Origin of the sequence: Sunxiuqinia elliptica, from assembly GCF_900113005.1 — a bacterium.
GTDB classification, from domain to species: domain Bacteria; phylum Bacteroidota; class Bacteroidia; order Bacteroidales; family Prolixibacteraceae; genus Sunxiuqinia; species Sunxiuqinia elliptica.
In genome coordinates this window covers 14,827-38,562 of the sequence record NZ_FONW01000010.1, presented here as the reverse complement: position 1 = coordinate 38,562, position 23,736 = coordinate 14,827, and the positions used below count along the sequence as shown (strand labels likewise).

14 protein-coding genes are annotated in these 23,736 nt (G+C 43.4%); all 14 read left to right on the top strand.

Annotated features, from left to right (window positions below):
- Positions 1 to 19 precede the first annotated feature (19 nt).
- A complete protein-coding gene (locus BM156_RS15945; RefSeq protein WP_093920898.1) occupies positions 20 to 1,762 on the top strand; it encodes a RagB/SusD family nutrient uptake outer membrane protein in 1,743 nt (580 codons plus the stop codon).
- A gap of 183 nt (positions 1,763 to 1,945) precedes the next feature.
- Positions 1,946 to 3,616, top strand: a complete 1,671-nt coding sequence (locus BM156_RS15940) for a beta-N-acetylhexosaminidase (protein ID WP_212733535.1) — start codon at positions 1,946 to 1,948, stop codon at positions 3,614 to 3,616.
- Positions 3,617 to 3,690: 74 nt separating this feature from the next.
- Positions 3,691 to 5,235 (top strand): arylsulfatase, encoded by a 1,545-nt coding sequence (locus BM156_RS15935; RefSeq protein WP_212733534.1) that lies wholly within the window; start codon positions 3,691 to 3,693, stop codon positions 5,233 to 5,235.
- Between the two features lie 23 nt (positions 5,236 to 5,258).
- Positions 5,259 to 7,025, top strand: a complete 1,767-nt coding sequence (locus BM156_RS15930) for a DUF4091 domain-containing protein (protein ID WP_093920897.1) — start codon at positions 5,259 to 5,261, stop codon at positions 7,023 to 7,025.
- Between the two features lie 64 nt (positions 7,026 to 7,089).
- Positions 7,090 to 9,585: an outer membrane protein assembly factor BamB family protein gene (locus BM156_RS15925; protein WP_093920896.1), complete on the top strand. Its 2,496-nt coding sequence runs from the start codon at positions 7,090 to 7,092 to the stop codon at positions 9,583 to 9,585.
- A 79-nt stretch (positions 9,586 to 9,664) separates the two neighbouring features.
- Positions 9,665 to 11,245 carry an endonuclease/exonuclease/phosphatase family protein gene (locus tag BM156_RS15920; protein ID WP_093920895.1) on the top strand — a complete coding sequence of 527 codons (1,581 nt, stop codon included), beginning with the start codon at positions 9,665 to 9,667 and terminating at the stop codon, positions 11,243 to 11,245.
- Between the two features lie 89 nt (positions 11,246 to 11,334).
- A complete protein-coding gene (locus BM156_RS15915) occupies positions 11,335 to 12,291 on the top strand; it encodes a metallophosphoesterase family protein (protein ID WP_093920894.1) in 957 nt (318 codons plus the stop codon).
- 13 nt (positions 12,292 to 12,304) lie between these two features.
- The gene (locus tag BM156_RS15910) at positions 12,305 to 13,207 is read left to right on the top strand and encodes an alkaline phosphatase family protein (RefSeq protein ID WP_093920893.1); all 903 of its coding nucleotides are present in this window, start codon (positions 12,305 to 12,307) and stop codon (positions 13,205 to 13,207) included.
- Between the two features lie 196 nt (positions 13,208 to 13,403).
- Complete coding sequence (locus tag BM156_RS15905; RefSeq protein ID WP_093920892.1) at positions 13,404 to 15,635, top strand: alpha-L-fucosidase; 2,232 nt, start codon at positions 13,404 to 13,406, stop codon at positions 15,633 to 15,635.
- An 11-nt stretch (positions 15,636 to 15,646) separates the two neighbouring features.
- Positions 15,647 to 16,729 carry an endonuclease/exonuclease/phosphatase family protein gene (locus BM156_RS15900; protein ID WP_093920891.1) on the top strand — a complete coding sequence of 361 codons (1,083 nt, stop codon included), beginning with the start codon at positions 15,647 to 15,649 and terminating at the stop codon, positions 16,727 to 16,729.
- A 20-nt stretch (positions 16,730 to 16,749) separates the two neighbouring features.
- Entirely contained in the window at positions 16,750 to 18,291 is a 1,542-nt protein-coding gene (locus tag BM156_RS15895) for a sulfatase (RefSeq protein WP_093920890.1), read from the top strand.
- Between the two features lie 117 nt (positions 18,292 to 18,408).
- Complete coding sequence (locus BM156_RS15890) at positions 18,409 to 20,670, top strand: DUF4091 domain-containing protein (protein WP_170846986.1); 2,262 nt, start codon at positions 18,409 to 18,411, stop codon at positions 20,668 to 20,670.
- A gap of 62 nt (positions 20,671 to 20,732) precedes the next feature.
- The gene (locus BM156_RS15885) at positions 20,733 to 22,160 is read left to right on the top strand and encodes a sulfatase family protein (RefSeq protein WP_093920888.1); all 1,428 of its coding nucleotides are present in this window, start codon (positions 20,733 to 20,735) and stop codon (positions 22,158 to 22,160) included.
- A 5-nt stretch (positions 22,161 to 22,165) separates the two neighbouring features.
- The gene (locus BM156_RS15880) at positions 22,166 to 23,653 is read left to right on the top strand and encodes a Gfo/Idh/MocA family oxidoreductase (RefSeq protein WP_093920887.1); all 1,488 of its coding nucleotides are present in this window, start codon (positions 22,166 to 22,168) and stop codon (positions 23,651 to 23,653) included.
- Positions 23,654 to 23,736 lie beyond the last annotated feature (83 nt).

Below are 23,736 nucleotides of genomic sequence, written 5' to 3'. Positions count from 1 at the left end.
TCTATAAAACTTGATAATTATGAAGAAATTACGAATATATATCGGTTTAGCTATTGCATTTATGGCGGTTTTGTCTGCTTGTACTGAAGATTATTTAGATCGCTATCCGTTGGATGAGATTGCTCCGCAGACATTCTGGAAAACACCCAACGATTTAAAGTTGTATGCCAATAGCTTTTATGGAGCCTTTCCGGTTCATAGTGGCTGGAGTGGTGGCGTTTTCTGGTTCGATAATAATAGTGATAACATGATTCCGGGAACCTACAACAGCCGCTTGGCGGGCAACTGGAATATTTCAACCTCTGATGATGATTGGAAGTGGGGAGACATTCGTTCGGTAAACTATTACTTGACAAGTGCAGCTACGGTAGAAGGAGATCAAACGCTCATTGACAATTACGTTGGTGAAGGCCATTTCTTTAGAGCTCTGCTTTATTTTAAAATGGTTAAGAAGTTCGGCGATGTTCCTTTTGATAGTAAAGCTTTGTCAACGGATTCAGAAGAATTATATGATGCGCGAACACCAAGGAAAGCTGTTGTAGATTCAATTATCGCTGACTTGGATGTAGCGATTGCAAAACTACCGGCTGTAGATAAGGCGGAAGCTTTTCGGGTAAACAAAGATGTTGCTTTGGCTTTGAAAGCCAGAATTTGCCTTTTTGAAGGAACATGGGAGAAATACCATGCCGGGACGGACTATGGTGTTAGTGGATCTGATGGAACAAATTACTTGGAATTGGCTGCAGAAACTGCTAAGAAGATCATTGATGATGGTCATTATTCATTATACAACACAGGGAATGTAGATGATACTTACTACACGCTTTTCAATCAAGTTGACCTGTCCGGAAATAGTGAAGTTATTTTCTGGAAAAAGTATGATGTCGATTTGGGCGTCACGCATAATGTTCATCGCTATATCCCTCGTATTGGTGGAAATACTGGCTTATCAAAGTCGCTAGTCGATAGTTATTTGGATACGGACGGACAACCAATCGCTTCAAGTAGTTTATATCAAGGTGAAGGAAGCCTGGAAGATATCACTGCTGATCGTGATCCTCGTTTGTCTCAAACGCTTTACTTGCCAGGAGCAGCTAAAGAAATTAAAAATGGTGAATTGACTGTCGTTTTTGAAAAGCCTGACCTGGAAAAAACAGGAAGTGCCCGTAATACAAGCGGTTTCCAACTGCGCAAAGGAGGTAGCCCTGATTATGAGCAACAAAAAGCCGGAGGCGTTGGAACCACAGCTTCGATCATTTATCGTTACGCCGAGATTCTGTTGATTTATGCTGAAGCTAAGGCCGAGTTGGGAACCTTGACTCAAGCAGATCTAGACATGACTGTCAATCTGCTTCGTGACCGCGTTAACATGCCTCACCTGCAATTGGATAATATTGCGAACGACTCAAACTGGCAATTCCCAAGTCTGAGTCCAATTATCAATGAGATTAGAAGAGAGCGGAGAGTTGAGTTGGCTTGCGAAGGTTTTCGTTTTGACGACTTGATGCGTTGGCGTGCACACGATCTTTTTGTGGGAAAACGCCTGAAAGGTTTTAAATTTATCGGAAGTAACTTGGAAAATGAATATGATATTGTGATTGGTGAAACCTTGTTGGTTGATGGCGATGGTTACATCGATCCTTATCTGAAAGTATTACCGTCTGGTTATCAATTTAAACCAGGACGTGACTATCTTATACCAATTCCTACTAACGAATTGACGCTTAATCCTGAATTGGGACAGAATCCCGGTTGGGAATAGTAAATCTTCAAAGTTTGGGAGGGCTTTTAGCTCTCCTAAACTTGTAAATAAAAGGCATCGACTGTTAGGTTGATGTCAACTGTTATTGGGGAGAAAAGGCAAGCATAGTCTTGTGTTAGAAAAGATATTGTAAAAAATGAAGGAGGAGTTTGGAGCTCGTCCTTTCTGTTTGTTAAATCTATTATGAAAAGGTTGATTATTTTTATTGATAGACTACTGTATCTACATCAATACAATGATGGGGGTAGTCGTTTCTTGAGTTTACCAAAGAGTTTTGGAAAATGGTTATTTCTTGGAGCTTTAATGATAACTAGTTCTTTTGCAGCTCTTGGGCAGCATGTGCTACCTACCCCTTTAAAAACTGAAATGTCGTCCAGTGCTTACCAGTTTGGCGAAAAGTTGTCAATTGGTTACACTGGTAAAGAAAAAGAAGTAGCAAAATACCTGACAGAACGCTTGAAAGCCTATGTAACTATTAAAAGAACATCGGGTACCTCTTGCGACATTCAGTTGCAACTAACCGAGTTGCCGCAGGAATTTGGAAAGGAAGGCTATCAGTTAAAAATTGATGAAAAAGCCATTCAGCTTAAAGCCAACACGGAGGCCGGACTATTTTATGGGGTACAGAGTTTGCTTCAGCTTTTGCCCGCAGAAGTTCAGGCAGGAAATGAATACTCCTTGCTTGGCTATCAGATTCCGGGAGTCCTCATCTCTGATGCTCCCAAATATGCCTGGCGCAGTTTTATGCTGGATTCTGGCCGGCAGTACCAAACGCCTGAATTTATCAAGCGTTACCTGGACCACATGGCCATGCTGAAAATGAATGTTTTTCACTGGCACCTGACCGAGGGACAAGGCTGGCGTATTGAAATAAAGAAATACCCAAAGCTAACCGAGATTGGTTCGAAGGTGGCTGAAGGAAAAGAACAGCAAGGATTTTATACCCAGAAAGAGATTAAAGAGATTGTTGAATATGCCCGAAAGTTACACATAACCGTTGTGCCGGAAATTGATGTTCCGGGACATTCAGAGGCAGCATTGACAGCATATCCAGAGTTAAGTTGTTTTAGAGAAACTCCAAAAACAGTGATGAGCTTTTCAGACGTTTTGTTTTGCGGGGGAAGAGAAGAAACATATACCTTTTTAGAAAACGTGTTGGATGAAGTTTGTGAGCTTTTCCCGTCATCATACATCCATTTAGGAGGCGATGAAGCACCAAAGGGAAGATGGAACCGATGTCCTCATTGTCAGGGGAAAATTAAAGAGGAAGGTTTGGCCAATAGCCATGAGCTTCAAATGTATTTTTCAGCTCGATTAGCTAGCTATTTAAAAACGAAAAATAAAAAAGCTATCTTTTGGGGCGATATTATTTACCAAGATGATATCCAGTTACCGGATAATGTGATTATTCACTGGTGGAATTGGCGAGGACACAAAGATCTGGCGTTAAAGAATGCCATTCAACACGGTTACCAAGTTATCGCGAACACCAATTATTATAGTTATTTAAACTTTCCGGTAAGTCCATGGTCCAAGTATTTTGCTGACCGAACATTTGATATGCGCACCGTTTATGAAAATAATCCATCGGATCTGGATGATCCTGATCCTTTGGTTCTTGGCATGGGATGTGCTTTGTGGACTGATTGGTATGTGTACGAACACATGATTGATCGACGGGTTTTTCCCCGCGTATTTGCATTGGCATTACAAATGTGGAACAGCGGGGAGCGATTGCCCTTTGATGCGTTCTATCGTATTGTAAAAGAAAAATATCCCGTGTTAAGGGAAAAAGGAATTGATATTGGTCCTGGCATGAAAGACGAAATTGGAGCTGATTATAGCTGGGAATAACAAATAATATAGTTTTTCGAGGAAAGAAGTTTTCTTTGCAGCGATTTGCCTTGGACTATATAAAACAAAAAGAAATGAGATTAGGAAAAGCAAGTTCATTCGGTTTTTTGATGATGCCCATAGCTCTGGCTGCCAACTCATGTGCAGTGCAGGAAAAGGAGCAGACTAAACCCAATATCATATTTATTTTGGCTGATGATTTAGGCTATGCCGAACTCGGTGCCTATGGTCAGCAAAAAATTAAAACACCCAATATTGACCAGTTGGCTTCTCAGGGAATTCGCTTCACTGACTTTTACTGCGGAAGCCCGGTTTGTGCACCATCACGGGGTGTGCTGCTTACGGGCAAACACTCCGGTCATGCGTATGTAAGGAACAACGATGAGATGGGAGCCACAAAGAAAAACTGGGATTTTCGGGAAGTGATCACAGATCCCAGGTTGGAAGGACAACGTCCAATTCCGGATACGATTGTGACTGTTGGAGAATTAATGCAACAAGCTGGTTACCGTACAGCCTGTGTTGGAAAATGGGGATTGGGAGGCCCGTTAACAGAAGGACATCCGAATAAGCAGGGCTTTGATCTTTTCTATGGAGACATGTGTCAGCGGCAAGGGCATAATTATTACAACCTACATTTGTGGAAGAATGATCAGCAAGTTTTGTTAGATAATGAGTACACGCCAGTTTGGACTTCATTAGACAAAGGGAGTGACCCACTTGATCCGGCGAGCTATAAAAAGTATACTTCCAAAGAATATGCTCCTGACCTGATGCTGGATGAGTCCCTTCGGTTTATTGAGCAGAACAAAGCCAATCCGTTTTTCCTGTATTTTGCTCCAATCTTGCCACATGCACCGCTGCAAGTGCCAGCTGATTCTGAATTCCTAAGTTACTACCAGGAGCAGTTCGGTGACGAAGAGCCTTACTTGGGGCAAAAAGGATATTTTCCCAACCGGACACCACATGCAACTTACGCTGCCATGGTTAGTTACCTGGATATGCAGGTTGGAAAACTGATTGACAAACTGACGAAAGAAGGACTTTATGAAAATACGGTAATCATGTTTACCAGCGATAATGGCCCAACTTTTAACGGGGGAACAGACTCTCCGTTTTTCGATAGTGCCAAGCCTTTTAAAAGTGAATGGGGCTGGGGAAAAGGCTTTCTGAGGGAAGGCGGAATCCGGGTTCCTTTAATTGTTTCATGGCCCGGAGTGGTAGCCCCCGGATCAGAAACCAACAGTCCATTTGCTTTTTGGGATGTGATGCCGACCTTGAATGAAATTGCTGGTCTCCAGACTGAGACAGAAACGGATGGCACTAGTTTTTTACCAACACTAAAAGGAGAGACACAATGCGAAAAAGAGTTTCTTTACTGGGAATTTCCGATGAAAGCTTATGGCGGACAACAAGCGGTACGAATGGGAGATTGGAAAGGCTATCGCTCTCAAATGAATGATGGTAACCTGACGACTCAGCTGTTCAACCTGAAAACAGATCCGCAGGAACAGCAGGACCTTGCTTCTGAACACCCGGAAATTGTAGCACAGATTGAGAAGATTATGAAGCAAGAGCATGAACGCTCCGAAGTTCATCCGTTTCCTGCAATTGATTGATAATAAATTTAACCCGAAATAAAATGAAGAACGTATTACTACTAGCTGTATTTTTTGTCTTTTTATTGGGATGTTCAACAAACACAAAGGTTGAACGCCCCCAGACATATGCCGAGGCACTTGACCCGGCTCCGGACACTTTAGCCAATTGGAATGACGTGAAAGCAGGTTTGCATGCTTCCATCGGATCAATCGATTCTCGTTACGAAAAGAGCTCCATTCCAAACTTGGCTTCGGAATCCGCATGGAGTGGATTTGCCTGGCGTAACGAAGTAATTTCGGCACAACTGGTTCTGTGGAATAATGAATCAGCAGGAATTGTGGAGTGCCAATTTGCTGATTTCAAATCAACAGATGGAAATACTTTGCCTGCAGAGATTGCTCAGGCACGTTATGTTCGTTATGTTTTAACCGATGAGTTTGGGCCCGGATGTGGCTATCGCAAACCTGAAGATTTTATTGCCCGAATTAGTCCGGATGCACTTGATCTGCTTCCTGCTTTTGAAATGGAAGCTCAATCAACCCGGCCAGTTTGGCTTACGTTTGACATTCCTGCTGATGCTGCCCCTGGAACGTATACATCAACCATGCAATTGAAGTTAAATGGAAAGAAACATAGTCAGTTTACCTTCACCATTGAAATTTCAGATCGCCTACTGCCGGAAACGTCGGAGTGGAAATTCCACTTGGATTTATGGCAAAACCCTTATGCTGTGGCTCGGGTGCACAAGGTGGAGCTGTGGTCGGAAGCACACTGGGACTTGCTAAAGCCTCTGATGAAGATGTTGGCCGATGCCGGGCAGAAAGTGATCACGGCAACCTTAAATAACCGTCCTTGGGGTGGACAAACCGAAGATGCTTTTGGCTCTATGATTGCCTGGAATAAGCAGGCCGATGGAAGCTGGACATATGACTACTCCATCTTTGACCAGTGGGTACAATTCATGATGGATTTGGGAATTGACAAACAAATTAGTTGCTATTCAATGGTTCCATGGGGAAATGAGCTTTACTACTATGATGTTGCCAGTGGTGAAGAAGTAAAAATGGTGGCAAAGGCCGGAACCAAAGAGTTTGAAGAAGTCTGGACTCCTTTTCTGAAGGACTTTCTTAATCACTTGGAACAAAAGGGATGGATGGACATTACTTGCATGTCAATGGATGAACGTTCACCCGCCGAAATGAGCGCCACCATGAAGTTGCTTAAAGAGCAAGCACCGGAGTTAGGAGTTGGCTTTGCAGACAACCATCGCAATTACCAAAAATTCCCGGATCAATTAACTGATTTGAGCATCGCTTTTGGAGCAGAAATTGAACCGGAAATTAGACAATATCGTAAAGATCGCGGCTATATCTCAACTTGGTATGTATGTTGCACCGACAAGTTTCCAAACGTATTTACCTTCTCTGAGCCTGCCGAAGCTGCGTTTGTTGGCTGGTACACCCTGGCGGCTGACTTCGATGGCTTTTTACGTTGGGCATACAACAGTTGGGTAAAAGATCCTCTACTAGATTCGCGGTTCCGGGCTTGGCCTGCTGGAGATACCTACATCGTTTATCCTGATGCAAGAAGTTCGATTCGCTTTGAACGTTTGCGTGAAGGAATTCAAGATGCTGAAAAGATTCGCCTGTTGCGAGAAGAGTTTCAGGATGATTCATCAGCTGAATCCAAGGACAAACTGCGGAGGTTGAATGAGCTTGTTGCTCGATTTAATGTAACTCAAAAACCAGCTCATTTCAATGAATTGATGAATGAAGGAAAACAAACCTTAAAAGATCTTTCAAAGTAGTTTTCAGTCATTTCCTACGGGAAAATTTGTCTGATAAATTAAAAACCGAATAAAGAAATTGATCATGAATAAACTTATAGGAGTACGACTAGCAGTTTTATTTGTCTTATTGAGTGTGTCCGTATCGTGGGCACAACTCAACGGACGCGTGTTTGTCGATACCAACAATAACGGGAAAATGGATGCTGGCGAGCGTAGCGCAGTGGATTGTGTCGTGTCGGATGGTCTCCATATTGTAAAAACAGATAAAAAGGGAAACTTCAGTTTGCCCGGATGGGATAAACAACGCTTTGTGACCTTATATCCGAGTGCTGATTTTAATTGCACTCAATCATTTTATCCAATCGTTGAGTCGCAAAAGGAGTATGTTTTTGCCATTACTCCAAAAGAGCGAAAAAAGGAAGTTCGCTTTGTGCAGATTTCCGATACAGAAACTTATGAATACCGGGACTGGGCCGATCAGTTGAAGCAGTATACGCAGGTACATCAGCCTGATTTTATTATTCATACCGGTGATATTTGCTACCAAAGTGGGATGGCCTGGCATGCAGAAAACATCACGACCCAGAAGTTTGGGGTGCCGGTCTATTACTGTTTGGGGAATCACGATCTGATTAAAGGTGATTATGGCGAACAGTTTTTTGAACAGTGTTTCGGCCCCGCATGGTATGCCTTTGAGGAGGCTAATACCTTGTTCATTGTTACGCCTATGATGGGAGGAGATTATAAGCCTTCTTTTAATCGGGAAGATATTGGTACTTGGTTGAAGAACCTGCTGAAAGCTTATCCTGCAGAGCAACCCAAAATTTTCTTCAATCATGATTTACTAACCAATGGCGAAGCTTTCGATTTTAAGGTGAATGAACACGAAGTAATCAGCTTGAATGAGTCTAACTTGAAAGCTTGGTTGTATGGGCATTGGCATAACAACATGGCTAAAGAACACGGTTCGTCGGGTGTCATGTCATATGGTACATCAACCTTGGCTGCGGGAGGGATTGATCATTCTCCCTCGGGATTCCGGGTGGTTGATGTGGATAAGCAAGGAAATACGTCCTCTCATCTTAAGTGGACCAACCTCAATCGAGAAATTAAAATTGTGAGTCCACAAAAGAACGTGGCAATTCAGAATGCAGCGGGAGAAATTCAGCTTGCGGTGAATGTTTATCATACCGGATCGGCTGTTGACAGCGTACATTATGCGCTTTATGGCGATGAAGGACTTAATTGGAATTCAGCACTGGATCAGAGCAAATGGCAAAAGATGGTTCAGAAATCTGACTGGACGTGGGGAACAACATTAAAACCCGAAGAAAGCGACAGTTATACCTTGGTGGTCAACGCTTTTTTACACAGTGGTGAAATACTCAATGCCAAACATTCTTTTTCGGCTAAACAACCGAAAAAGACCAATGTAAATGGCGAATGGTTTAACCTGGCTGGAAATCCGGCTCATCATGCGGTGGTTGATGAGGAACATGAAATGCCTTACCAATTGCTGTGGACAAGCAATATCGGAAGTAACATTTTCATGAGTTCACCGGTATTGTATGAAAACATGCTGGTTATGGCAAGCTTTGATGATGGCGATGCTCAAAATTGTTACCTGGTCGGAATGGATGCAACAACCGGAGTTGAGCGGTGGCGCTACCAGACTCAAAATAGTGTAAAAAATCAGCTAGTCGTGGCACAGGGAATTGCCATTGCGGTAGATATGCTGGGAGTTACTTATGCAGTTGATGTTTTAACCGGAAAACTGCGTTGGAAGCGAGATTTGAACCATGATCGTTTGCCGGGGATTGTCAATGGCATCGTAACTGATGGACAACTGGTTTACTCCGGCTTTGGAAAAGCTCTTTGTGCGTTGGATGTGGAATCGGGAGATGAGCTGTGGCGAAATAAAGCCTGGGGTGGTGGTAACGGAACAACGCCAACCATGACCATTGCCGATGATGTGTTGATTGCATCAAGCCAATGGGGGGCTATTTACGCCCATAACCGGCACACGGGCGAATTATTGTGGAAACGAGGCGATGCGGGCTTGCGGTTTCGCGATGGCGTTTTAAGCTATAAAGATGGTTCGTTTTGGGTAACCGGAAAGGGAACGGAGAAAGCAGTTCCAGGCATTTTGCACCAGTTGGAACTGAAAACCGGAAAAACAATTCAGACCTATGAAACAGGCATGCAGCAAAGTGGAACATCGGCACCAATTATTTTGAAGGATCGTTTTATTGTTGCTGGTTCTCACCCGGGAGTTGCTGCTCTTAACCGCGAAACAGGAGAACAGCTTTGGCGGTTTGAAGTGGAGCCGGCTTTGCTCTACACGCCTTCATATTATGCCGATCGCCAACAAAGTATTGAATCAACGCCCTTGTTGATTGGCGATAAACTGGTTTTTGGAGCGATGGATGGCCGGGTTTATGCCTTGGATGCGACCAACGGGACGCTGTTGTGGAAAACAGAATTGGGAGCACCGGTGGTAACATCGGCTGCCGTAGATGGAAAACGGTTTTATATCTGCGACTTTGCCGGAAATGTATATTGCTTCCAAGCAAACTAAAAAAGATAGAATGAGCTGACTAAAGTATATGTTTCTAATTTATAGGATCTAACATCCTGATTTTCAAATATAATTTAAAATGAAAAAGCTACTTTTTACAACGATTCTGTTTGCGTTGGCCCTATATTGTTCTGCTCAAACACGTTTTTACACGGGGTTTGAAGGTGATGCCGAAAAGTACTATCCCAAAGTTGAAAAGGAAGCGGCTGCATATGTCACCGAATTGCAGCGACCAACATGGGCTGATGGCGTATCGGGGCGTGCGCTCGATTTGTCTGAAAATGCAGTGCTTCGTCAGCCGTTGGTTATCGATAGTTTGGAGACACCGGATTACAGCGCATCAGTTGATTTGTCTGTTTGTGTGTGGGTGAAGACTTTGCCCGGCGCCAAGCAGGGAACAGCAATTATTGGCAATAAGACAGATGGAGATTTAAAAGGAGTAGGCTGGAGTATTTTTACCCAGCCAACAGGTGCGTGGGGTGCTGTAATTTCTGATGGAAAGAACAGCTACACTTATCAGCCCAATATTCCTCGTCAGGCGATTAACAATGGCGAATGGCACCAACTAGCTTTCGTTTTGAATAGGGAAAAAGGGGAGCTTTGGTTTTATATGGATGGGCAGAATGTAGCCATTTACAATAGTCCGGGAATTGGAAGCCTGGAAAATACAAACAGGACAGTGGTTGGAGGAACCGATGAGTATTGGGAGTATGGTTCCTTTGGCCAGTGGACGGCTTTTAATGGGCTCTTGGATGAAGTAGTGATCGATAATGAATTGATGACTGCTGAGATGATTCAGGCAGATTATGATCGCTTTAAAACTTTAGAACGTCCAGAAGAACTCATCGCTCCACTTCGGGTGATGGTTTGGAATATTTGGCATGGCGGACGACGCTATGGTAAGCATGTTGGCTTGGAGCGGGTCATTGAAACAATAAAAGAGGCTCAACCCGATGTGGTTGGCTTGATTGAGACTTACGGGTCTGGGGAGGCGATTGCTGATTCGCTGGGGTATTATTTTTACCTGATTAGTTCTAACCTGAGCATTATGAGCCGCTTTCCGATCAAAGAAACGGTGAAAGCTTTTCGTCCATTTAATTTCGGGGGTGCCATCCTTCATCTTGGCGGTAACCGAGAGTTAACTGTTCTGGATACCTGGTTGCATTATCTTCCCGATTATTGTGCTGATGTAGCTAAAATGGAGCTGTCTTCTCAAGCGTTAATTCAGGCTGAGGGGAAAACGCGGCATGCTGAAGTAAAAAGTATTCTGAAGGAAATTAAGCCAATATATTCTGAAGCATCAAAACGGCCGGTGATCATGTTGGGCGATTTTAATAGTGGCTCTCATCTCGATTGGACAGAAGCCACTAAAAAGCTGCACTACGATTACACGGTTGAATGGCCGGTTAGTCAGGAAATGTTGAAAGCCGGATTTAAAGACAGTTACCGTGAACTTCACATTAACCCTTTGTTGGATCCTGGCTTTACGTGGACGCCACGTGCTGCCACATCCTCTGATCGATATGGTTTACGTGATCGTATCGACTACATCTATTATCAAGGTAATTTAAGCCCAATTGAATCCAACGTGATCGACTACCACCCAATCATGTTCCCTTCCGATCATGCAGCGGTGTTGACGGTCTTTGAGTTGGACTAGTTGGATGAATACTAATAAAAATTTGGGGTTGATTGATGTGCTAGGTGTCAGATCTTTAAAGTCCCAAAATCTACAGACTTATAAAAAATATGAAAAGAAGAGAATTTATACGATATAGTTTTGGAGGGGCAAGTATTCTGATGCTGCCTCTTGGAGTAAATGCATTGACAAGTGGTTCCAAAAAACGGGTTCGATTTGGGGTGTGTGCTGATGTCCATAAAGACATCATGCATGACACGGATGAGCGCTTGCAAACTTTTATCGACGAAGCCTCCAAACAAAACCTGGATTTTATCATTCAGTTGGGTGATTTTTGCCGGCCTTATCAGCACAACAAAGAGTTTCTTGATATTTTTAACGGGTATCAGGGAGCAAAATATCATGTAATTGGCAACCATGATATGGACGGTGGCTTCTCCAGAGAGCAGGTGCTGGATTTTTGGGGAGCAGACTCCAAATATTATTCGTTTGACCATAACGGCTTTCACTTCATTGTACTGGATGGAAATGATCAAAATCCATCTCCTGATAAGGCGAAAGGCTATGCCCGTTTTGTGGGGAAAGAACAACTTCAGTGGTTGGAAAACGATTTGGGTGCAACCAATTTGCCTTGTGTCGTATTTTCACATCAAAGTTTTGAGAACGAAGATTCGGGCATTGAAAATCAAGTGCAAGTTCGGGCTATTCTGGAAAAAGCGAATAAAGTGGTGGCTTGTTTCAGTGGGCATCACCATACCGACTATGCATGCTCCATCAATGGGATATACTACATCCAGATAAACAGCATGTCGTACAGTTGGTTGGGAGGCGATTATCAAACGATCCGCTACAGCAAGGAGATTGATGAAAAATATCCTTGGATAAAGTATACGGTACCATACGAGAAACCTTTGTTTGCTTTTGTTGAACTTGACAAAAGAAATATTCAAATTGAAGGGGCTAAGAGCCAGTTTGTTGGTCCAGGTCCGAACGAGTTGGGCTTTCCCGAGCAGGCGAAAAACAGTCCCGTAGTGCCGGTAATATCTAATCGAAAAATTAAGTACTAAAACGATAAATCAAATGCGAACAAAAACTATTTTACGACTACTGGTTGGTATCGCAATACTGACTTCTTGTACGAAACAGCCCACAGCAAAGCGGGTGGTGATGATTGCTTTGGATGGCATTAGCGTTGAAGGCTACCAAACGGCTAAACATCCTAATGTTGACCGTTTAGCCAAAGAGGGCGTATTGTCTCTCGCTACACGTGTTGTCATGCCGTCGGTAACACTTCCAAACTGGACCAGCCATTTAACGGGCAGTGGCCCTGAACAACACGGAGTTGTTGGAAATGACTGGACGCTTGAAAATATTAAACTGCCTGCCGTTCAGAAGGACAATGCGGGTTATTACCCTTCAATTTTTGAAGTTTTGAAAAAGCAGCTTCCCGAAGCCAAAACGGCTTTTTACTACAACTGGGGGCCGCTGGTATTTCCCTATAATCAAGACTATATTGATGAAGTTAGCTTTTTAGAAAACGATGGTTATGTGGAGAACTATCAGAAAGCGTTGGATTTCATTGATGCCAATAAGGAGTTGCCAACCTGCGTGTTTTTATACTCGGTCCATACTGACCATGCCGGACATCGACATGGCTGGATGTCGCCTGAATACATTCAATCTATTGAAGAGGCAGATGTACATATTGGGGAATTTCTGGACGAGCTCAAAGCCAAAGGCTTGTATGAGGATACTCACTTTCTGTTTGTTTCTGATCATGGTGGTAGAGGAAATGGCCATGGTGGCGTAAGTCCGACAGAGATGGAAGTCCCTTGGTGTATTGCTGGTCCGGGAATCAAGCGAGGTGCACAAATGACAGCTCCCAACAATACCGTGAATACTGCTGCAACCATTGCCTACTTGTTTCAATGCGATTTACCTGCTGCCTGGATTGGCGAAATCGCTGAAGATGCATTTGAATAGATTAGTGGAGTTTTATTTGTCTTGCAGCAAAGAGAAAGCTTCGAACAGCATCAAAAATTCACTTCGAATTAGTGTATACTAATTTGATTATAAGCATCTCGGACTAAAGATAGGTAAAGTCCCTGATTTTATTTTTGAAAATTGAAAATAGAAAGATAGTTTTATAGGCTCAAACTACTCAACAAATAACTACTCAATGAAAAGAATAATTCCTCTTTTTCTTCTAGCCCTTGTTATAGGCTGTTCGAAGCCTTCGGGGCTTACGATGAAGACCGCTAGTACCATTCCAATTGAAACCAACGATACCAAAGATTCAATCATTGCTAAAGCTGCACATGTGGTGCCTACGCCCAACCAAATGGATGCTCTGAGCGATGAATTCATTGCTTTTATTCATTTTGGTCCCAATACCTTTACCCGAATGGAGTGGGGAAATGGGATGGAGGATCCTAAGATTTTTGATCTTCGGGAACTGGATACCGACCAATGGTGTAATGCGATGAAAGCAGCCGGAATGACCAAAGTGATCTTTACGGCCAAGCACCATGATGGTTTTTGCCTGTGGCAAAGCCGATATACCGAGCATGGAATCATGTCTTCTCCATTTGAAAATGGTAAAGGCGATGTGTTAAAGAGTTTGGCTGAATCATGTAAAAAGCATGATTTAAAACTGGGGGTTTACCTTTCTCCTGCCGATTTGTTCCAGATTGAAAACTCGGAAGGATTGTATGGAAACTTGAGTAAAAAGACGGAGCGTGTCATTCCTCGCCCGGTAGAAGGACGTCCGTTCGACAATAAAACCACCTTTAAATTCACGGTGGACGATTACAATGAATATTTCCTGAACCAATTGTTTGAGTTGCTGACTGAATATGGTCCAGTGCATGAAGTGTGGTTTGATGGGGCACACCCAAAGCGTAAAGGCGGTCAAACCTACGATTATATGGCTTGGAAAGAGCTAATTCATAAATTGGCTCCAGAAGCGGTTATTTTTGGCCGTGAAGATATTCGGTGGTGTGGTAACGAAGCCGGACAAACGCGCGATACTGAATGGAACGTGATTCCTTATCAAGAAGATCCTAATAAGATGGGGCGTTTTGGCGATCTTACTGCAAAGTCATTGGGTAGCCGTGATGATCTGGTCAAAGGCAAATTTTTGCATTATCAACCAGCAGAAACCAATACGTCTATTCGCGAAGGTTGGTTCTATCGCGATGACACCAAGCAAAAAGTGCGCAGTGCCGATGATGTGTTTGACATGTACGAGCGTTCAGTTGGTGGAAACTCCATTTTCTTACTTAACATTCCACCGAATCGTCAAGGTCGTTTTTCTGACGAGGATGTTCAGGTTTTGGAAGAAGTGGGGAAACGCATTGAGCAAACCTATGGCACCGATCTGCTAAAAGGAGCTAAAGGTCCTGCAGAGGTGTTGGATGATGATCCAAACTCATACGAACTGCTTGCAGATGATGAAAAGGCCATTGAAATTACCATGACTTCGGAAGTGGAAGCTAACCGCTTTGTTATTCAGGAGGCTATAGCCAGCCATAGCGAGCGTATTGAGAAACACGCGTTGGATGCTTGGATTGATAATCAGTGGCAAGAAGTTGCATCGGCGACCAATGTGGGCTACAAACGTATTTTACGTTTCCCTACAGTGACCACTTCAAAATGGCGTTTGCGAATCTTAGAATCGCGTATGGTCCCAGCTATTGCCAAAGTTTCTGTTCATTATTATAAAAACCGTCCACCACAACTCGCTTTCACCCGAAGCATTGATGGTCAGTTGACCATTGAGCCGAAGAAACATGATTTTGGGTGGAAACCTCATGGTGAGGACATTTCAAAAAATATCAATAGTGACCTGGAAATTCGTTATACTCTGGATGGAAGTGAGCCGACCAACACTTCAAAATTGTATACCGCTCCATTCTTACATGAGTCAGGACAAGTAAAAGCCCGCTCATTCACCAAAGACCAGTCAGGTAGTGTGGCCGAAAAAACCTTCGGTATTATCAAGAAAGACTGGAAACTGGTTGGTGCCGATCAGGAAGCTGACGGACATGCCGGAACAATGGCTTTCGATGAAAATAGCCAAACCTACTGGACTTCGACACGAAATGGAGCTCACTTTTTAGCTATTGACTTGGGACAGGAACAAACCCTGACAGGTTTCGTTTATACGCCTCAAACAGCCAATGCTGATGGAATGATTGAAGAAGGGCTGATTAAAACAAGCACGGACGGTAAAAGCTGGAGAACGCTTGAAACCTTCAAGTTTGGGAACTTGATCAATGATCCGACTCCCAGGACTCATTATTTTAATGCGTCCGTATCTACACGTTTTTTCCGGATTGAATCTCGGGTTATTGCCGGAGGAAATAAAGCTGCAGCGATTGCCGAAATTGACTTTTTGAAAACGAAGTAATTGTTTGGGAGATGTTCGAAAAAATAGATTCTTCGAGGAGAAAACAATGGTTTGCTTCTCATAATATAAAAACATTCTTTTTGTTATTGTTCTTTGCCTTGAGCGGTTATTTAAATACCGCTCAAGGACGAGAACTGAAAGTCTTGCAATTTAATATTTGGCAGGAAGGTACTGTGGTCGAAAATGGTTACCCTGCCATTTTAGATGAAGTGATTCGACTGGATGCTGATCTGATTGCACTAAGTGAGGTTCGAAACTATGACGACATCAGTTTAGCAGGACGGCTAGTCAAGGATTTGAAAGATCGTGGTTATACCTTTTATTCTCAGAGAAGCCAGGACACGGGTATTTTATCGCGCTATCCAATTGTTAAGCAAGAGGCTTTATTTCCGGTTAAAAATGATCAGGGATCAGTAACCAAGGCAATCATTGATGTGGAGGGTACTGAAATCGCGTTTTACAGTGCCCATCTCGATTACAGGCATTGTAGCCTTTACCTACCCCGTGGATATGATGGATCAACCTGGAAAAAGTTGGATGCAATTGTTACCGATACGGCGGTGATTGCTGAATACAACCTGAAATCAATGCGTGATGAAGCGATTCGGGCGGTCATTGAAGATGCTGAAAAGGAACAAAGAAATGGACGCCTGGCTATGCTGGGAGGCGACTTTAATGAACCTTCTCATCTCGACTGGACAGAAGCGACAAAAGACTTGTTTGACCATCATGGTGTGGTCATGGAGTGGCACAATACCAAAGCTCTGGAACGCGCAGGTTTTAAGGATGTTTATCGGGAAGTCTATCCCAATCCGGTTACGCATCCTGGATTTACCTTTCCGGCAGATAACCCGTTGGTGGACATTCGCAAATTGGCTTGGAGCCCGGATGCGGATGATCGGGATCGGATCGATTTTATCTTTTATAAACCGAATGCTAAAATAAAATTGAAACGTGTTATTATTGTGGGACCCAAGGGATCTATTGAGCGAAATGAGCGGGTGCCTGATAAAACAGAAGACCCAATAATGGTACCAAAAGGTATTTGGGCAACAGATCATAAAGCAGTTTTAGCTACCTTTGAACTGAATTAAACCCAAAATAACTACTCAAAATGAAACTACTTAAAGCCTATTCTGGAGCTTGTTTGGCAGCAGCCTCACTGTTGGCAGGATGTTCCGAGCCGGAAGTTCAAAAACCAAATATCATCTTATTCTTAGTTGATGACATGGGGTGGCAAGATACCTCAGTGCCTTTTTGGAAAGAAAAAACAGCATTTAATGAACGTTATCATACGCCAGGAATGGAGCGTTTGGCATCGGAAGGAATGCTTTTTACACAAGCTTATGCTTCATCGGTGTGTTCGCCCACGCGCGTAAGTTTGATGAGTGGAATGAACGCTGCAAGGCACCGGGTAACCAACTGGACATTGCGCCTAAATGCCTCTGTTGATGCACAACACAAGCTGTTGGAGTATCCTGAATGGAATGTCAATGGGGTGCAACCGGTTGATAGTATCGAAAATTCGATTCAGGCAACTATGCTGCCACAAATATTGAAGGACAACGGGTACTTTACCATTCATTGTGGGAAGGCACATTTTGGAGCTATGACAACACCATCAGCCAATCCGCTAACCTGTGGGTTTGATGTAAATATTGCAGGACATGCTGCCGGAGGCTTAGGAAGTTATTTAGGTGAGCAGAATTTTGGCAATAAAGAAAAAGGTGTTCATACCGAGCCATGGGGAGTTCCCGGATTGGAGAAATACCATGGCGATTCGATTTTTATAACCGAAGCTTTGACAATAGAGGCCAAGAAGGCGATGGATCAAGCATTGTCGGTAGAAAAGCCTTTCTACCTTTACATGGCTCATTATGCTGTGCATATTCCGTTGAATGCTGATCAACGTTTTTATCAGAAATACCTGGATCTGGGCTTGCCGGAGTCTGAGGCAAAGTACGCTTCCATGGTTGAAGCGATGGACAAGAGCTTGGTCGATTTGATGGACTATCTGGATGAAAAAGGGATTGCCGATAATACGATCGTACTGTTTATGTCCGATAATGGTGGTTTTAGTCTTCGTCCACGAGCCGGAGAATTATTTACCCATAACAGCCCTTTGCAAAGCGGTAAAGGCTCTGCTTACGAAGGGGGTATCCGGGAGCCAATGATTGTTAAATGGCCCGGAAAAGTGCAGCCAAAATCAAGCTGTGATGACTACCTGCTGATTGAAGATTTTTTCCCCTCTATTTTAGAAATGGCTGGAGTAAACGATTACCAAACAGTACAAACTGTTGATGGAAAAAGTTTTGTGCCCATGCTACTGAATGAGGGAACTACGGCAGATGGCCGCGATCTTTTCTGGCATTTCCCAAACAATTGGGGCCCAACTGGTCCTGGAATTGGAGCAACAAGTACCATTCGAAGTGGCGATTGGAAGTTGATTTATTACTATCGCGATCAGCATTTTGAACTGTTTAATATTCCTCAGGATATTGGTGAAAAGCAAAATCTAGTGGAATCAAATCCTGAGAAAGTCAATGAACTGGCTCAAAAGTTGAGCGACTACCTAAGAAGTGTAGATGCTCAGCGTCCGACTCTGAAAGCTACCGGAAAGATAGTGCCATGGCCTGATGAGGCCAGAGCTCTTTAAGGTTTCGGGAGTACTGTTTTTTGATGTTGGCCGGCACTATTTGTCTGGCCAGCAATTCAATTTCAGAAAAGAATAAACACCATGCTAATCTTCAAAAACCTAAATATTTTATGCTTCGTGCTAAGTTTAGTAGCTTACTCATCTTCGGGCTTGGCACAAGAAAATACCTTAGTTGATCCTTATCATCGTGATGTTGGTGGCTATGGATATTTAATTGAAAACAATGAGCAGTGTGCCGTTTGGTGGGCTGAAGGTGCTTATAAGGTGATGCGGAATACGCCTGTTCCAGATCAAGATGGTGATACCATTAAAATTTGGTCTGCGAAGAATGAGTATGAATCATTTCTGGTGGTTATTAAGCCTAATCAACGGTTAGAGAACTTTCGATTGACCGTTTCTTCCTTAACAAATGAAGATGGAAGTCGGGTCGAGGCCGAGCAGGCTAGTATTCGAAAGGTGGACTATGTGAAGGTGACTAAGCCAACGGATGATTACAGTTTTAAAGGGTGGTGGCCTGATCCCTTGCCGTTGTATGATGAACCGGCAATTCTTTTTGGTGCCGAGAATCAGCCTTTTTGGGTGACCATCAAAACGCCGGAGGGAACCCCCGCAGGGACTTATCATGGAAGTTTGCATCTAGGTGCTGAAGGGTGGAACCTAAGTATTCCTATCCAATTGAATGTGTGGGATTTTACACTTCCCAAAGTAACGAGCATGCGGTCGGGCTTTGGCTTAAACATGAATACGGTTAATGAGTATCATCAATTAACCAATCCAGCCGATTCAAAACAGGTATTTGATCGGTACATGCAAGCATTTAAGAATTACAAGGTTGCTCCATACAATCCCTTCGAATTTGCTCCTATAAGAGAAAGTATCTCTGGTGTTTTCTGGCAGGGCGGTTTTTACGATAGTCAGGAAAAACAAGCCGGAAAATATGCGTTTAAAGTTGAAGACGAAAATCGAAGCGAGGATACCTATGCCGAATCAGACTTTATTGAGGTTAACCGTGATAAATATGACTTATCGTGGTGGACTAAGACACAGGAAGAAGAACAGCAGTTTTGTGTGAAAGTAGCCTGTTATAATGCGGAGAAGAAGTTGTTGGTTTACGAAAACCGGATGGAAGTTTTCACAGGGAATGAAGCTTGGAAAGCGTATTCGCTCAACTTGGGCAAATTGGCTGACGAAATTAGATATGTGAAAGTCTTTTTATACCCAGTTTTTCATTCTTACACCGGAGAACATACCGGAGTGAGCTGGTTTGATGAAGTAACGTTGAAGGATGAAACACAGAAGAATCAGTTAACGGCCGGCAATTTCGAAGTCGATTTGGATCAGATTAATATTGAACTGGACTTTAGTGACTTTGATCGGGCAGGCGAGCGTTATTTAGACGATTTTGGATTTAATGGCTTTCGTTTGGCACTGAAGGGCATGGGAAGTGGAACCTACTACGACCGGACACCGGGTGTTTTTGAAGGCTTTGAGCAAGGAACAGAAGAATATGAGAAGCTCATGCAGCGCTACTTGGTGCAAATAGAACAGCACCTCGAAGAAAAAGGCTGGTTGGGTAAAGAGTATATTTATTGGTTTGATGAACCCAATGCTAAAGATTACCCTTTTGTGAGGGAAGGCAACGAGACGATCAAAAAGTATGCGCCCAAGCTAACGACTTTTCTAACGGAACATGTGGAGGGACAGGACCTTTCGGATGTAACCGATATTAGCTGTACAATCTGGCATAAGCTGGATCACGAGAAAGCTCGAAAACTTAACGAACGCGGGTTGGAGTATTGGACTTACCTCTGTTGTTGGCCAAAGTCTCCATGGATTTCAGAGTTTATTGATCATGACGCCGTAAATCTCAGAATGTGGGTTTGGGCTTCGTGGAAGTTTCAATTTAAAGGGATCCTGATTTGGTCAACCAACTATTGGAATTCTCGCTCTGCATCGCCTAAAGATTACCTCCAGAATCCATGGGAAGAACCGATGTCTTTTGTGACCGGTTACGGCTGGCCACAGGGAAAGCAAACGATTTGGGGAAATGGAGATGGCCGGTTCTTTTATCCACCCAATAAACAGCCCAATGAAAAAAGCAAACCGTGGATTGCTGGTCCTATTCCATCCCTGAGACTTGAAATCCTGCGAGACGGATTGGAAGATTATGACTATCTGATTTTGCTGCAAAATGCCATTAAAAAAGCCTCAGGAAAAGATAAAGAATTAGCGAAAGAAGCTGCACAGCTATTAACGCTTCCGGCCTCAATTATAACAGATGAACAAACCTATTCTAAAAACCCGAAAGATATGTTGACCTATCGGAAGAAGTTAGCCCAATACATCGAACTGTTGGGTGCAGGTTCCGAAAAATGGTAATTGAGCAATATTTTTGGGTAGAAGCTGTAACAATAGAAAATGAACGATACAAATAGAACAAAATGAACAAAACCCTACTACTACCAAAGACTTCTTTAAGTGTTTTTGCATTGACTGCAATTGCGTTCTCTGGAATTGCCCAGAATCAATCAAAACCTAATATTGTCCACATTGTGGCCGACGATGTTGGTTATGATGATTTGAGCTGTTTTGGCTCAAAAGATATCCACACGCCTAATCTGGATGCGTTGGCTGAAAGTGGAATTAAATTTACCAGTTTTTACGCACCGCATGGAACTTGTACGCCTTCTCGGGCGGCGCTTCTGACGGGGCGTTATGCGCCACGTGTTAACAACAACACTGGCTTGTATGTGCTTTTCCCTCATTCAAAACATGGTTTGGAAGATGAGTTGGAAGTTTCGATTACAGAGCTGTTGAAGGAGCAGGGCTATCGGACTGGCCTGTATGGAAAGTGGCATCTGGGGCATTTGCCTCAATACCTGCCTTGTGTGCATGGCTTTGATGAGTTCCTTGGAATCCCTTATCCGAATGATCACGGGCCTGAACGTATCGGTAATTCCGGTTGGCGTCCCAATGGAATCAGCGATCCGGCGATTCCATTAATTGAACAGGCGCAGGTAATCAAACGATGCGATAACAATGATTTAGCTGAGCTGCCGGCACTTTTTACGCGCGAAGCCTGTAAGTTTATCTACCGCTCCGCGAAGGAAGACCAACCGTTTTATCTGCAGTATGCAAATATTGAAACGCACACGCCTTGGTTTGTACCCAAAGGATTTGAAGGCAGGAGCAAGGCGGCTGCTTATGGCGATGCGGTTGAATACCTGGATACCTCCGTGGGGATCATTCTGAATACTTTGAAACGCTTGAAAATAGAGGACAATACCATTATTGTTTTTACTTCGGATAATGGCCCGTTGGTCCATAAAGATGAGGAGCTTGAAAACTGCTATGGCCGATTCGGATTTACTGATCCTGATCGGGAGCATGTGCTTCGCGAAGGAAAGTATCAAGAGCGATTTGAAGGAGGGATAAAAGTTTCGTGTATCATGAAATGGCCGGGGCATATTCCGGCTGCAACTGAGTCGGATGAGCCGATTACCGGAATGGACTTGTTCACGACGTTTGCACACATTGGAGGGGCCGAAATCCCGACCGATCGTGTCATCGACGGTAAAGATATCCGGGACTTAATGTTCGGAAAGGAAGGTGCTAAATCTCCACACGAGGCAGTTTATGGTTTCACGGCAACAGGTCGATTGATGAGTGTTCGTTATCAGAATTGGAAATTGATTTTGAGCGGAAAACATTGGACTGGAAATTTTGATTCACCTCAATTATATGATCTAACAGCGGATATGGGAGAAGCAACCAATGTGGCTTCTGAACATCCGGGAGTGGTAAAGAAGATCATGAAAATGGCGGAAAACGCTAAAATAGCAATTAAAAATAATCAACCTTTAAAATAGAAATTATGAGCAACAACAGGAGAGATTTTTTAAAGAATATTGCGCTGGGTTCAGGGGCCGTAGCTGCAACTTCTCTAATGTCTGCATCTGCTCCGGCAGGAAAAGAAGAAATGAAATTCATCCGTAAATCTGCGGAACGTGTACCTTCTATGAGTTTTAACATGTGCGGTTATGCTGCTCCAAAATTAGATAAAGTACGCGTTGGCTTTGTTGGTATTGGAGACCGTGGTATCGGCGCTGTGGAGCGCATGACTTATATCGAAGGTGTTGAGATAACAGCAATTTGTGACACACGTCAAGCTGCTTTGGACGGAGCTCAAGCTAAATTAGTAAAAGCAGGTTTGCCTAAAGCAAAGGAATTTACCGGTAGCGACACGGCTTTCAAAGACCTGTGTGAGAGTGGATTGGTAGACTTAGTGTACACGGCTACTCCTTGGGAATGGCACGTACCTGTTGGGTTGGCTGCTATGAATGGAGGTGCTCACACGGCCATCGAAGTATCAACCGCTAAAACCATGGATGAATGCTGGGAAATGGTGGAAACTTCAGAACGTACACGTAAGCACTGTGTTATTTTGGAGAACTGTTGCTACGACTTTTTCGAACTGTTGACTTTGAACATGGTTCGCCAAGGGGCTTTTGGTGATTTGATTCATGGTGAAGGTGCTTACATTCACGATTTGGATTACTGGCATTTCAATAAGCCAAAAGATGATAAGCCAGGTGGTGATGGTGCTTACGATAAATTGTGGCGTTTGCACGAAAATACCCGTAAAGCCAACGTATATCCAACACACGGTTTAGGTCCAATTTGTCAAGCGATGGACATCAACCGTGGTGACCGTTTGGACTACCTGACCGCTATGATGTCGGATGATTTTACCTTGGAAAGACGGATTAAAGAATTGGCTCCAGAGCGTCCAGATTTAAAACAGTTCCTTGGTAAAGAGATGCGTGGAAATATGGATATGCAGATGATTCGTACCGTAAAAGGGCGGACGATCATGATTCAGCATGACATTAGTTCTCCTCGTCCTTACTCACGTATTCACATGCTAAGCGGAACCAAGTGTTTTGCTCAAAAATGGCCTTTGCAACACATTGCATTCGGTCACAATGTAGCTGATGAAGCAAAAATGAAAGAACTGCAGGAAAAATACCAACCAGAAATCGTAAGTCGAGTAGGAGAAATGGCAAAACAAGTGGGTGGCCACGGAGGAATGGACTTCATGATGGATTGGCGTTTGATCGACTGTTTGCGTAATGGTCTGCCAATGGATATGGATGTATACGACGCTGCGGCTTGGAGCTGTATTACTCCATTGAGTGAATGGTCAATTGCCAATGGTTCGAAACCAATTGATATTCCTGACTTTACTCGCGGTGCATGGAAAACGAATAAACCTTTAGATATCACCTTAAACGGTGGTGGCACAACGGGAGTTCGTAACCTGAAAGATGCTAACTCTAAAGGACAATTGAACGTTCATTAATAACGAATGGTAAACTACTCTTTTGTTTCGAAGAAGTTTTTGATTGCAATGCATATCAGAAACTTTTTCGAAACATTTTTTTT

Coding starts and splice junctions, on each gene's coding strand:
- BM156_RS15925 (WP_093920896.1), top strand. CDS start 7,090: ATGAATAAACTTATAGGAGTACGACTAGCAGTTTTATTTGTCTTATTG.
- BM156_RS15935 (WP_212733534.1), top strand. CDS start 3,691: ATGAGATTAGGAAAAGCAAGTTCATTCGGTTTTTTGATGATGCCCATA.
- BM156_RS15900 (WP_093920891.1), top strand. CDS start 15,647: ATGTTCGAAAAAATAGATTCTTCGAGGAGAAAACAATGGTTTGCTTCT.
- BM156_RS15880 (WP_093920887.1), top strand. CDS start 22,166: ATGAGCAACAACAGGAGAGATTTTTTAAAGAATATTGCGCTGGGTTCA.
- BM156_RS15920 (WP_093920895.1), top strand. CDS start 9,665: ATGAAAAAGCTACTTTTTACAACGATTCTGTTTGCGTTGGCCCTATAT.
- BM156_RS15905 (WP_093920892.1), top strand. CDS start 13,404: ATGAAAAGAATAATTCCTCTTTTTCTTCTAGCCCTTGTTATAGGCTGT.
- BM156_RS15945 (WP_093920898.1), top strand. CDS start 20: ATGAAGAAATTACGAATATATATCGGTTTAGCTATTGCATTTATGGCG.
- BM156_RS15885 (WP_093920888.1), top strand. CDS start 20,733: ATGAACAAAACCCTACTACTACCAAAGACTTCTTTAAGTGTTTTTGCA.
- BM156_RS15895 (WP_093920890.1), top strand. CDS start 16,750: ATGAAACTACTTAAAGCCTATTCTGGAGCTTGTTTGGCAGCAGCCTCA.
- BM156_RS15940 (WP_212733535.1), top strand. CDS start 1,946: ATGAAAAGGTTGATTATTTTTATTGATAGACTACTGTATCTACATCAA.
- BM156_RS15910 (WP_093920893.1), top strand. CDS start 12,305: ATGCGAACAAAAACTATTTTACGACTACTGGTTGGTATCGCAATACTG.
- BM156_RS15930 (WP_093920897.1), top strand. CDS start 5,259: ATGAAGAACGTATTACTACTAGCTGTATTTTTTGTCTTTTTATTGGGA.
- BM156_RS15915 (WP_093920894.1), top strand. CDS start 11,335: ATGAAAAGAAGAGAATTTATACGATATAGTTTTGGAGGGGCAAGTATT.